The 12,970-nt window shown below is 37.1% G+C and carries 12 protein-coding genes; 4 read left to right on the top strand and 8 right to left on the bottom strand.

Annotation, left to right across the window (positions count from 1 at the left end):
* Positions 1–34: 34 nt before the first annotated feature.
* Positions 35–1,246 carry a tRNA 2-thiocytidine(32) synthetase TtcA gene (gene ttcA, locus AC21OH_RS07200; protein ID WP_487370187.1) on the top strand — a complete coding sequence of 404 codons (1,212 nt, stop codon included), beginning with the start codon at positions 35–37 and terminating at the stop codon, positions 1,244–1,246.
* 234 nt (positions 1,247–1,480) lie between these two features.
* Here the strand turns inward: ttcA and AC21OH_RS07195 are convergent, their stop codons facing one another.
* The 6 genes from AC21OH_RS07195 to ccoN all read right to left on the bottom strand — a co-directional run bounded on the left by AC21OH_RS07195 (position 1,481) and on the right by ccoN (position 7,297).
* Positions 1,481–2,065 carry a FixH family protein gene (locus AC21OH_RS07195; RefSeq protein WP_487370188.1) on the bottom strand — a complete coding sequence of 195 codons (585 nt, stop codon included), beginning with the start codon at positions 2,063–2,065 and terminating at the stop codon, positions 1,481–1,483.
* An 18-nt stretch (positions 2,066–2,083) separates the two neighbouring features.
* Positions 2,084–3,484, bottom strand: a complete 1,401-nt coding sequence (gene ccoG / locus AC21OH_RS07190) for a cytochrome c oxidase accessory protein CcoG (RefSeq protein WP_487370189.1) — start codon at positions 3,482–3,484, stop codon at positions 2,084–2,086.
* A gap of 364 nt (positions 3,485–3,848) precedes the next feature.
* On the bottom strand, positions 3,849–4,967 hold the full coding sequence (locus AC21OH_RS07185; protein WP_487370190.1) for a c-type cytochrome: 1,119 nt from the start codon (positions 4,965–4,967) through the stop codon (positions 3,849–3,851).
* Positions 4,964–5,143: a cbb3-type cytochrome oxidase subunit 3 gene (locus AC21OH_RS07180; protein ID WP_486534828.1), complete on the bottom strand. Its 180-nt coding sequence runs from the start codon at positions 5,141–5,143 to the stop codon at positions 4,964–4,966. Before AC21OH_RS07180 ends, AC21OH_RS07185 begins: the two co-directional genes overlap by 4 nt.
* Entirely contained in the window at positions 5,143–5,781 is a 639-nt protein-coding gene (gene ccoO / locus AC21OH_RS07175) for a cytochrome-c oxidase, cbb3-type subunit II (RefSeq protein ID WP_487370191.1), read from the bottom strand. Before ccoO ends, AC21OH_RS07180 begins: the two co-directional genes overlap by 1 nt.
* Positions 5,782–5,806: 25 nt before the next feature.
* Positions 5,807–7,297, bottom strand: a complete 1,491-nt coding sequence (ccoN, locus tag AC21OH_RS07170; RefSeq protein WP_487370192.1) for a cytochrome-c oxidase, cbb3-type subunit I — start codon at positions 7,295–7,297, stop codon at positions 5,807–5,809.
* A gap of 641 nt (positions 7,298–7,938) precedes the next feature.
* On the opposite strand from ccoN, the gene AC21OH_RS07165 reads away from it, so the two are divergent.
* Positions 7,939–8,328 (top strand): SCP2 sterol-binding domain-containing protein, encoded by a 390-nt coding sequence (locus AC21OH_RS07165; protein ID WP_487370193.1) that lies wholly within the window; start codon positions 7,939–7,941, stop codon positions 8,326–8,328.
* Between the two features lie 178 nt (positions 8,329–8,506).
* Here the strand turns inward: AC21OH_RS07165 and AC21OH_RS07160 are convergent, their stop codons facing one another.
* On the bottom strand, positions 8,507–9,055 hold the full coding sequence (locus AC21OH_RS07160; RefSeq protein WP_487370194.1) for a hypothetical protein: 549 nt from the start codon (positions 9,053–9,055) through the stop codon (positions 8,507–8,509).
* A 287-nt stretch (positions 9,056–9,342) separates the two neighbouring features.
* Positions 9,343–10,305 (bottom strand): hypothetical protein, encoded by a 963-nt coding sequence (locus tag AC21OH_RS07155; protein WP_487370195.1) that lies wholly within the window; start codon positions 10,303–10,305, stop codon positions 9,343–9,345.
* A gap of 378 nt (positions 10,306–10,683) precedes the next feature.
* Here AC21OH_RS07155 and AC21OH_RS07150 point away from each other — a divergent pair, with 378 nt between their 5' ends.
* Both AC21OH_RS07150 and lolD read left to right on the top strand, forming a co-directional pair.
* Positions 10,684–11,919, top strand: coding sequence for a lipoprotein-releasing ABC transporter permease subunit (locus tag AC21OH_RS07150; protein WP_486534834.1), 1,236 nt, complete (start codon positions 10,684–10,686; stop codon positions 11,917–11,919).
* Positions 11,920–12,103: 184 nt separating this feature from the next.
* A complete protein-coding gene (lolD, locus tag AC21OH_RS07145; protein WP_487370196.1) occupies positions 12,104–12,790 on the top strand; it encodes a lipoprotein-releasing ABC transporter ATP-binding protein LolD in 687 nt (228 codons plus the stop codon).
* Positions 12,791–12,970 lie beyond the last annotated feature (180 nt).

The raw sequence follows: 12,970 nt of genomic DNA, 5'->3' as shown, positions 1-12,970 counted from the left end.
ACTCTTATATAATTTAACAAATTAGTATTGTATTATGCCGTACAAAATCTCAAATCCTCAAACCTTTAATCCCTTGAATAATCATATTCGAACCAATCAATATGATGGTGATTATCAACAACCTAATAGTGATGAAGCTCATAATCATACGAGTACTGATATAGAGTTTACAACTTTTAATGCTAACCAAATAGATATTATAGATGCAAATAAAGGCGATCATTTAGTCAAATCTCAAATCAAGCATTCAAGCGAACACCTAATTGAGCATAAAGGTACCAAATCAGCTCGCTTTAAAAAGCTCCAAAAAAAGCTGCGTAAGCAAGTATCGCATGCCATTCGTGATTTTAATATGATCGAAGAGGGCGATGTGATTATGGTATGCGTATCTGGCGGTAAAGACAGTTATACGCTACTAGACATTCTATTGTTTCTAAAACGAATTGCGCCTATTAATTTTGAAGTCGTGGCAGTAAACTTAGATCAAAAACAGCCAGATTATCCTGAAGATATATTGCCAAATTATTTAAAAGAACAGGGTATACCGCACTACATTTTAGAAAAAGATACCTATAGTGTGGTCAAAAGTGTGGTACCAGAAGGTAAGACCTACTGTTCAGCGTGTTCGCGCCTACGCCGTGGTTCACTATATGGATTTGCGAAACAAATTGGCGCTACCAAAGTTGCATTAGGTCATCATCGCGATGATATATTAGCAACATTTTTCTTAAACTTGTTTCATGGTGGTAGTTTAAAAGCCATGCCGCCAAAGCTGTTAAGCGATGATAAACAAAACATTTTAATTCGCCCATTAGCTTATGTCGAAGAAAAAGACATTATTAAATATGCGCGCTACAAAGAATTTCCTATCATTCCATGCAACCTATGTGGAACACAGGAAAACCTACAACGCGCTATGATTAATGACATGCTGCGCGAATGGGACGATGCTCACCCTCAACGTTTGGCTTCCATATTTAAAGCGATGCAAAATGTTGCACCATCACAACTAGCTGATAGAGATCTATTTGATTTTGAAAGTTTAGAATTAGATAGAGATGATAACGAACGTCCATTTGAAGGCATAAATATTCAAGTGGGGGTTGAGTCTGAACTTTCTGACATAGGTCTGCCAACGCAGCCAGATGTTAAGCCTTTTGGTACCAGTAGTGATTTTAAAGCCCATAGTGATAGTCATCAAGACAAACGTCGAAGCAAGATACCCACTATTAATCCTATACTATAAAATATAACTTAAAATATTAAACAAAAAAAAGAAGAACCATAATGGTTCTTCTTTTTTATAGGTTTTTAGTTTTAACCATAATCAATAACCATAATCAAATAAATCTAAAATGGTTATAAGGCACCGAGTGCAAGTACTACACATGTAGGCTCAGCGAAGTTAATGCCGTAACTGTTTAGTAGTTCGCTGACTATAGTTTGCTGATTAAATAAAGGGCTATAGTCTCTCTTAACGTTATTTATCAAACGACTTTAGAGGTTTGAATTCAATTCTATCCTGAGGTAACTGACCCACACTGGTTAGGCGCCAGTTTAAATCGTCTTCGCTACTGACCTGAACATAGTACTTAGATGCCAATTCGTCAAGTTCAACATTAGCAGAATAAATGTTTTTATTTTGATGAGTCAGCACCGTGTCTCTATCTTTATTAATATCAGTCGCGTGTGAAATGGATAATTTCAATTCATCAGGGTAATAAATTGGCGTCCCGTCTTTAAGATTACCAGATTGCAAGCTTATTTCTGGATAATTAAGGATAAAAACAATGTCACCGTTTTGCGAGAAAGTCATGTCACCATTTAAACCTAAATCATGCGCCAGCTTATCGCGTGACACATCTTGGTATAGAGTTTTTCCATCCATATACCAATCGTCTCGAACAACAGTATCTTTAATTTGTACCGAATAAAAAACAAACCAAATGCAAGCCACAACCACAAACAAAGGCAGACCGATGACGAAAATTAATACCATGTAATTTTTATACCAAGGCTGAGTATCACGATGGCCAAAGCTGTTTGTTTGATTCATTTTATTCATGTAAAACCTATAAAATAACTATTTTTGAGATGTAAATACATTTGTTCTTTCAGCATGATATGCCCCATCTTTACTATCTACATTGAATGTTATTGGTATTTCAGTGTGTTCAATAGTATTTGGATCTGCGGTCACGCTAACTGGCATGTCATAACTTTCACCGGCATTCAAAAATACACTTTCAAAACGCGTAATTAAACTAAATCCTTCTGGTGCAGATATTGATAGTACATAGTCATGCGGCTTTTGAGTTTTGTTGGTAATTTTAATAATATAACTATTAGAAACTTTACCCTCTGATGTGACTGAAGATAAAGAATTACGGTCACCACGGACATCAATTTGCAACGGTACTCTATCTACTAAGGCATAGGTCATAACGCCTATAAATACTAACAATAATAATAGATAAGCAAACAGTCTTGGTCTTAGGTAACGACTTTGCTCATTCTCTACCAATTGCCTTTCCGTGGTGTAACGTATCAAGCCACGTGGATATCCAACCTTGTCCATTATATCATTACAAGCGTCGATACAGGCAGCACACTGTATACATTCAACTTGAAGTCCATCACGAATATCAATACCCGTAGGACATACTTGAACACACATGGTACAAGAAATACAATCTCCTAGATCTTCGGGATGGGTGCCTTTTTTACGAGGTCCTCTAGGCTCACCTCGATTATAATCGTAGGAGACAATAAGCGTGTCTTTATCAAACATCACACTCTGGAAGCGTCCATATGGGCAAATGTGTATGCACATAAATTCGCGCATGTATGCCGCATTGGCATACGTTGCGAACGTGAAGATAAACATAGAGACCCAAACCCATGTGGGCCAATCTGGAAATGGTATACCCCCTATAAATTGCCAGCTACCATATAAAAAATCTGTACCCGCTACATAACTGACAAAGGTTGCTGCGGTAATGAGCGCCATAACAAACCAAATAAAATAGATCAATAATTTTTTCGATATTTTACTGGCAGAATTTGGCTGTTTATCAAATTTAATGCGTTTGTTACGATCGCCAATCACCCATTTTTCAACATGCTGAAACAAATGAACCCAAATTGTTTGAGGGCACGCGTACCCACACCACACACGTCCAGCATATACAGTAACCATAAATAGTGTAAAAGCGGCAATAATAAAAAATGCTGCAACAAAAAAGAAATCTTGAGGGAATAAGGTGAGACCAAATATATAGTAATGTTGACTAGGTACGTCAAACCAAATTGCTTGGCGACCCTCATATTTAATCCAAGGTAAGATTAAAAATAGTGCCAGTAAAAAGTACATACTAAATAAACGTATGCGCTGATAAAAGCCATCTGTGAACTTCGGATGAATACGTTTTTTTGTGGCATCAACAACATGTACTGGAATCATTTGGGGGGAGGGGGCTGACATAAAGTTACCTCTAAGGATTAAATCTATTATGCTGGCTATTAGATATCTATAGTCTTAACCGTATAAATATCTGATTGTCATATTTTAACACTTAACCGTCTAAAAATGGGGGTGTGCGTAAAGAGGAATGCTGCTATACCTATATAAAATCTACATGTAATTCAATAATATATAATTTCAAAAACATCTATACTCTAAAAAATATCTATAATCTAATACAAAAAGAAGTTTCAAGATACACAATTATATATTACATAATGGAGACGAATGAGCAAAAATAAAAGAGGGACTGTTTAACAGTCCCTCTTCTACAATTTAATTAAATATTACATAATTTTAAAGCTTTATATCATCATCTAAAAAATTATTCAGCAGCGACTTCTTGTGATGACTCAGAAGTAATCACGGCGTTATTAGATAATGAATAAACATAAGCAGCAAGAAGCATAATACGCTCATTACCTAACTTAGTTTCCCATTCTGGCATAACACCAGCACGGCCATAACGAAGTGTATCACGAATGGTCTCACGATCCCCACCGAATACCCAGGCACCATCAGTTAAGTTAGGTGCACCGATATTAATATCACCAGTAGCATCTTCACCATGGCATATGAAACATTTAGTGTCATATATCTCTTTACCTTCAGCTATCAATGAAGGATCTAGTTCCGTAGGCTCTTGATTATCTGAGATAGATAAGACATATTCTGCGGCTGCACGAACCCCTTGTTCTCCGATATCATCTCGTTGTGCAGGCATAGGTAGAGCATCTGGATCTAAATTTAAATGCCAACCATTATGAAGCGTAAATAAGATATTTTCAGGCTCACCACCGTGTAACCAAGCATCATCCGTTAGATTAGGATAACCAGGCGCACCTTGTGCAGTTGATCCATGACATACTGAACAGTTTTGCAAAAATAAACGTTCACCAGCCATTAAAGCGCGCTGATTTTCAGTGAGTTCCAATACAAAGGGTGCCAACGTATCTAATTCTGCGTTGATCTCATCTTCTAACTCTTTACTACGCTCAGACTTGATCGGTTCTTGAGCTTGAAGAGTGGCAAGCTTTGCTAATTGTTCTTCAGCATTCGGATTTTGAAGAAACGAATTATAAAACGACGTTTTGAAAATTTTATCATTCTTCTCAAGATTACTATATAACTCGTTTTCTTGAGTCCAAGGGACCGTTTCGCCATTTACTTCAACCGTAGTAATACCTTTGAAGTGACTTGGAAAAATAGCTGGGAATAATAAGAAGTAAAGTAGTGCCCAAACAATTGAGCCAAAGAAGATAACTAACCACCATTTAGGTAGAGGTTTATCATACTCTTGAATAACGTCATCATAAGTATGACCAGTTGTACCATCTTCTGCTAAATCTGGTTTGTTACGCAATACAAAAAGTAACACGCCAAGAATACCTAGCCAACAGGCTAGAGTTAAGATGGTGATCCATGAACTCCAAAATATACTCATCTTTTATCCTTATTGCGTGAGGTAGCAGAGGACGCATTTAAGTCATCGTCTAATGCTAGTTGTGCATCTTGTTCAAAGCGCTTCTTATTTTTAGGGGAATACGCCCACCATGCGATGCCTATAAAAGCTATAAAAGCCCCGACAGTCGCAAATATTTGTAAGTCGCTCATGCTCATTATCTCTGACCCTCCATCGCAATACCTAATTGCTGAAGATAAGCGACTAAAGCATCAAGCTCTGTAGCACCTAAAACCTCGTCGGGTGCTTTCGCAATATCTGATTCAGTATAAGGAACACCGAAACGATCGCGGAACAAACGCATTTTTTCTTGAACTTTAGTACCGTCTACTTCACGTTCGGCTAACCATGGGAAACCTGGCATAACAGATTCAGGTACTAAAGATTGAGGATTGATTAGATGCTTCTTTTGCCAATCATCAGAATAACGACCACCTACGCGTGCTAAATCAGGACCTGTACGTTTCGAACCCCATAAGAATGGGTGGTCCCATACAGATTCTGCAGCGCGCGAGTAGGGTCCATAACGCTCAACTTCAGCACGTAGTGGACGAACCATCTGAGTGTGACAAACGTGGCATCCTTCGCGAATATAAATATCTCGACCTTCAAACTCTAAAGGTGTCCAAGGTTGCATAGTAGGCAGTGGTTTGTTCACACCACCTTCTTCGGGCGACTTATAGTCAAAAATTAATGGAACAATCTCTACTAATGTTGCAAAGCTAATTGCAATAACAATAAAGATGACCAGCAAGCCCGTATTCTTTTCAATTATTTCATGAGGTGTACCCGCCATGATATCTCCTTAAGCGATTGCTGGTTTATACATTAACAGACTGAGTGTCTTTATCATCATCGATGATAGGTGAGTGATTGGTTGGATCAGCTTCGTCAACAGGACGAGCGCTTGGCATCTTAATCGTTTTATATGCATTATATGCCATAACTACCATACCACCTACATATAGAAAACCACCAAATGCACGACCAATATATGGATAATGCGAGAACGTTACGGTCTCAATAAAGTTGTAAGCAAGCGTTCCATCTGGATTCGTTTGACGCCACATCATACCTTGGCCAATACCTGAAATCCACATAGATACGATATAAAAAATTGTACCAGCAGTCGCCAACCAGAAATGCGTATTAATCAAGCTAATTGAATACATTTTCGGTTTGTTGTAAATACGTGGGATCAATACATATAACGAACCCATAGTAATCAAACCAACCCAGCCCAATGCACCAGAGTGTACGTGACCTACCGTCCAGTCAGTATTATGCGATAAAGCATTGACTGTTTTAATAGACATCATAGGACCTTCAAACGTTGACATTGCATAAAATGACAATGAAACGATCAAGAAGCGAATAATGGGATCGGTACGAAGTTTGTCCCAACTACCTGATAGGGTTAATACCCCGTTAATCATACCACCCCAAGAAGGCGCGAATAAGATGATTGAGAAAACCATGGCCAAAGACTGAGTCCAGTCAGGAAGTGCAGAATAGTGAAGATGGTGTCCACCAGCCCACATATAAGATGCTATTAAAGCCCAGAAATGCACAATAGATAAACGGTACGAATAAATAGGACGACCAATTTGAACGGGTACAAAGTAATACATCATACCTAAGAAAGCTGCTGTCAGATAAAAACCAACCGCGTTATGACCGTACCACCACTGAACCATTGCATCAGTAGCGCCACCAAATAATGAGTAAGACTTAAATAATCCTACTGGAATGGCCATACTATTAACGATATGAAGTAAAGCAATCGTAATGATGAAAGCGGCGAAGAACCAGTTAGCCACATAAATATGAGATGTTTTACGCTTGATTAGCGTGCCAAAGAATACTATTGCATAAGAAACCCAAACAACGGCAATTAAAATATCAATTGGCCATTCAAGTTCCGCATATTCTTTAGCGCTAGTAATACCTAGCGGTAAAGTAATGACAGCTGAAACAATAACTGCTTGCCACCCCCAAAAGGTAAACCAAGCTAAGTAAGGAGCGAACAGTCTGGTTTTACAAGTACGTTGTACAATGTAATAAGAGGTTGCAAACAGGGCACAACCACCAAACGCAAAAATAACCGCGTTAGTATGAAGCGGTCTTAAACGACTAAATGTTAGCCAGGGAATGTCAAAATTTAAAGCAGGCCAAGCTAATTGAGAGGCGATAAATACTCCCACTGCCATGCCTATAACTCCCCAAACGATAGCCATGATGGTGAAAAACCTAACAATGGTTATTTCATAATCACGATCAACAGGAGAGACTGCTGTGTTATTTATACTCATTGGAATACTTCCTATACAGCCTTAAGTAGCAAAGGTGTTTACCAAACAAAAGTAGCCCTAAATCTGAGTATTAAGAGATTATGTTCTTAATTTAAGTGTAATTAAAAACACATTCTTTAGTCAATAAAATGGCTAACTGAACTGGTTAAACATAATTACTTATAATATAAAACCACTTTCGTTTGGCTGTTAAACCTGATGTTATCTAAATATGTAACTATTGTAACGCATAGCCTACAAAATATCATCTGACGAAACAGTCAAATAATAAAATATCCGTAAAAATTTTGTGGATAAGAATTTTTTGTATAGCCTAGCATAACGTCTTATAGGGCTAGCGATAATAACTCCTAAATAAAATAAAAATGACTTGTAGAGTCAAATATTCGCGAAACCTTAAAATTATTTGTACAATCAATGCTAAATCAATAAGTTCATGTTAATTTGTCGCTTACGGGTGCAAAGAAATAAATTCTTTATACATTGATATATAGTAAGCTTTGAATCTACCGATTTAATGTCTTTTTTTAATTCGCGATTCATTTTGCAATGATAAGCTATAGACATCACAAACTTATACAGGTAGTATTTTAACTCTATTTTCAATTTAACTCTATTTATAATTCAACAAGGAATGTCTTATGGCTGTTTTTTTATCAGATGAATGGTTTTCAGAAGTAGATCGTTTAACTCAAGAAGCGGGTGATTTAAATTTGCCCCCAGCATTTTCTGACGTTAAAGTGAACCTTGATGTCAGTGATACTGCAAATGGTGATATCCAAGCACATTTAGCAGATGGCGTATTAAAAAAAGGTGAGACGGATGCGCCGACTACTATTAAAACTGATGAGGCCACAATCAAAGAGATTATAATGGGTGGCGATGCCAATCAGGCTATGCAAGCCTTTATGTCAGGTAAGTTACGTATCGAAGGTGACATGAGTCAGGTCATGACACTACAAAGCGCAAAACCGAGCGCAGAGCAAAAAGAGTTATTTAAGAAAATTTATGCTGCAACTGATAAAGCTTAATTTATAATTTTTTTATAAAGCACTCAGTAACGTGTTTTTGCTTAAGCTTATTTTAAAAAGAAGAGCGCCAAAAGTGGCGCTCTTCTTGCTTTAGCTCATTAGTCAAAAGATATCAGTTCAAGGAGATGGGTAAAATATCAATAGCGAGGAGTTAAGATATAAATCTAATGATTCAATTCTAATTCATATTCAATAGATAGAACATGAACAAACTACCAGAAAGAAAAAAGCAAAGTGATAAAATATAATGAGTATAGACTCGAACTAGTTCAGAAGTTTCATCAATCAATAGAGTCAAAGCAGTACGAGTAGAGGGTAGCGTGCTATGAGTATTTGAAGTAAATGTTAATTTAGTATCATCTAACATCGGTTTTAATTTGTTCGCTGATTTATTATTATTTATAGGATGAGTCTTTATAGGCATGTCATTCGACTCTTTGATTGAAGAGGTGTCATATAATAGATTGTTATTTATATTTTTCATCAGCAATGATGGACTACTTGAGTCACTACCGACTCGTATTAAGTTTGATTTATGACCATCTAAGATGTTATTGAGCTTATGAAGATGTAAATGAGCAGATGTAAATAAGTATTTATTATCAGCACTCTTATTGGCATAAACCTTATTAAGCAAAATCTTATTTACCGAAACATTATTTGCAGCGTTACGGGTACCATCATAGGTATGATAAGTTAAGTGAGAAATCTGCGATTTTGTAGTCATAACACTTCAACACAATATATGAATTATGTTTAAAATTAAAAATATATTAAACAGTAGTTACCAAATACCTATAAATTGCTTTATAAAAACTTAAGAAAATATCATAAATTCTATATTTACAGGGGTTTGTAACATCTTAACCTTAATATATACAAGTTGTAAATAACTAATTTACCAAAAGTCAATCAATTTAAGAGTATTAATTAGTTTAAATAAAAAATTACAAAAGCCAATCATTAAGATTGGCTTTTGTAATTTAATCAAGACAACGTTGTTATAGTTACTATTTAGTTTGATTGATTCTCATGATAAATAGCTGCTTGTAGCCAAATATTAGCTTGAATATAGTCATTGACTTGTATCGTTGAAGTATCATCGGTCGTTTTGGCAGCAATTCTAACTACAAAAGGCGACGCTTCAGGTTCGCGTAATATAGCGACATCAAATAAAGTCAGGTCTATATCAAAAAAGCGTTGATGCTGAATGCCTAATACCTGACCTTGACACCATGCCTCATCTTCTTGGCCCAACGTCTCACCGAATAAGTATGCACACATATTGCCAAGATTGATTTCAATAGGGGCTAAAGGTTCATCCGTATCAGGTTGCCACTCATCAATAAGCGCCTCTAAATTATCTGGTACAACCCCATTATTATTAGCTACAATATCATTGTAAGCTCTGTGATAACGAATTGCTTCAGGATCTTCTACCACGATTATCTCATCTTTATCACTGGGTTCGATAGAGTATGCCCAACCACTAAAGTTTACAAAATATTCGTCCGATTTACGGTACATATCATGATTGGCAGCATAAAACTGATCAAATGCGTAGATGATGCTCCCATCTTCGCTGACCAAACGCAAAACCGCATCATTCGTATTATTATTAGCAATGATTCTATCGACTTTGCAAGTTAATCCATATGGGCTGTTTACACAAGGATAAGCATTAATAAAGTTCTGAGGTTTGCCATTATCCATGGCTAAAACTTGATTGATATGACACATCTCATTTGAAGATATCAGCAGTTGTTTAGCATTATCTTTAGTTAATGAGGCATCCAAGCCTGTAGCAATCGTAGCCGTATCAATAGACTGCTGAAGCCAATCTGGAACTACGTTTGATATGTCATTCGTTAATATTTGCCAATGATCACCATGGCCAGCAGTTTGTTCTTCAGTTAAAGAGAGGGTGGTCGGTTGTTGGTCGGGGTTTTGCGTGTATTTATAAGTGTGCGTAGTCATATTTAAGTTACTTATAATTAGAGAGGTTTAAGAAATAATAAAAGAGGTTAAAGTAAGCTTTGTTAGTTATATAAATAGGGGCAAGTTATACGAATGCAACCTTAAATTGTATGCAAGCTCATATTAAAATACCTCACTAGGTTAAAAAACTAATTCATTAATCATAGATAGCCAAATCTTGAGCGTTGTGTCAAACTATGCACATTTCATTATTTAAAATTGAATTCTATACAGCCTTTTATGAGCTAATGACTTAATATTAACGAATTACTATCTATTAATTAACTAACATCTATTTAAATAACTAATATCTAGCAGCAAACTAACTTTTTACAACTAATTTATTTACCATTACCTAACTGGTTAAGAGCCTTATTTATGTTTCGTCCGTTAGCCTTATTTCTAGGATTGCGTTATACCCGTGCCGAACGCAGTAATCGCTTCATATCATTTATTTCTCTTATATCTATCGTTGGTCTTACATTAGGCGTTGCGGTATTGATTACTGTATTGTCGGTGATGAATGGTTTTGATAGAGAAATTAAAGGTCGTATTTTAGGCATGGTACCTCAAGCGACGATCTCTTCGGGTCAAATAATTACAGATTGGGAACCTTTGTTAGAAGAAGTCAAACAAGATCCTAAAGTTACAGAGGCCGCACCTTTTATAACGCTACAGGGCATGCTTACTGCTAATGGTCAAGTTGCAGGCGTGATGATAAATGGGGTAGTACCTGAATATGAAAAGCAAGTCTCTATCATTGGCGAGCATATGGAGGAGGGGTCAATTGATAGTTTGGCTGCTGGCGAATTTAATATTGTCATGGGCATAGATTTAGCGCAATCGCTAGGCGTTATGGTAGGTGATAAGGTTACATTGGTATTACCCGAAGCCTCTCCCTCTCCTGCAGGTATCATACCTAGATTTAAGCGCTTTACGCTGGTCGGAACATATGATATCAGTCGAGAGATTAATAATATAATTGCCTATGTGCCCATGGATGACGCTGCCAAACTATTGAGGCTACCTAGCGGTGCCCAAGGGATTCGTATGCGTCTTGATGATATTTTTGCTGCACCAGAAGTGGCCCGACGTGCAGCTGCAATTGATCCAGAATATCTATATCCAAGTGATTGGACGCAAACGCATGGTAATCTATTTAATGCCATTCAAATGGAAAAAGCCATGATTGGGCTGCTATTATTTCTAATAGTCATTGTCGCTGCATTTAACATCGTATCAAGTTTGATTATGGTCGTCACGGACAAAAAATCTGATATAGCCATTCTTAAGACATTCGGCGCCACACCGAAGCTTATTATGCAAGTGTTTATGGTACAAGGTATGTTTATAGGTATTATAGGAACGGTACTAGGAACCGTCATCGGACTGGCTTTGGCCTTCTCTATTAGCGATATAGTTGGATATATGATTCAGGTATTCAACATCAATCTACCTGACGTTTATCCAGTCAATTTCTTGCCGTCGTACGTTAAGTTTACCGATGTATTGATCATTTCATCAACGTCATTCTTACTAAGTTTCTTAATGACAATATATCCCGCTCGCCGTGCAGCAAGTATTCAACCTGCCCAAACTTTAAGATACGAATGATGACTGAGCGTCTTTATGACCGAACTATTTATAGATTTAAAGATATTGAATGCGCTGAGTCTTAAATAAAGTGTTAAGTTTTTAGAAATGACTAGTCGTTGAATTAAGTTCAGTGATATTGAAAAAAATGTAATTGTTAACATGTGATATTTAGCAAGAGTGATATAGATAAAGAGTAATGTATATGTCTGAGATTTTAGTCGCCAAAAATATTAGCAAGATTTACGACGAAGGTAGTATCCGTACGCAAGTCTTAACAGGACTTGATTTGACGGTTAGGGCTGGCGAGAGAATAGCCATTGTAGGAACGAGTGGGTCAGGTAAAAGCACGTTGTTGCATCTGCTAGGCGGGTTAGACATACCTACATCTGGTGAGGTGTGGCTCAAAGATAAATGTTTGAATAAGATGAATGAAACTCAGCGCGGTCATATGCGTAATGAGCATTTAGGATTTATATACCAGTTTCATCATTTGCTACCAGAATTTACAGCCGTTGAAAATGTAGCGATGCCTTTATTACTTCGTAAAGAGGTGCCCATTAAAGATGCGCGTCATCAAGCGATAGAGTTATTGGATCGTGTGGGTCTGGGGCATCGTCTCGATCATCGTCCCGGCGAGCTATCCGGAGGTGAGCGTCAGCGTGTGGCCATAGCCCGTGCTTTAGTTACAAAGCCTGCTCTTGTATTGGCAGATGAACCGACAGGTAATTTAGATTATGATAATGCCCAGAGTGTGTTTGGATTATTGGCTGAATTACAAGATACAATGCAGACGGCTCTGCTGATGGTAACGCATGATAGAAATCTTGCTGCAATGGCTGATAGACAAATGCGACTCAAAAACGGTACTTGGGCTGACTTTGAGAATTAAAAACTTTGACCATAAATAGTTAAGAGAAATAGTAGTCCCTTCAATTCAATCATATTATATAGCGTTATTTATGACGTCGTATATACAGCTATAAGATTATCAGTTATCAAACCTCATATTTTACCTATAGTCAGCGAAATACTAAATGGTTATGGAGCTAACCCCGCTCGCACTACTATA

Source organism: Psychrobacter sp. CX10 (assembly GCF_057621575.2).
Note: the sequence above shows the minus strand (reverse complement) of the source record. Positions and strands in the feature narration are given on the sequence as shown.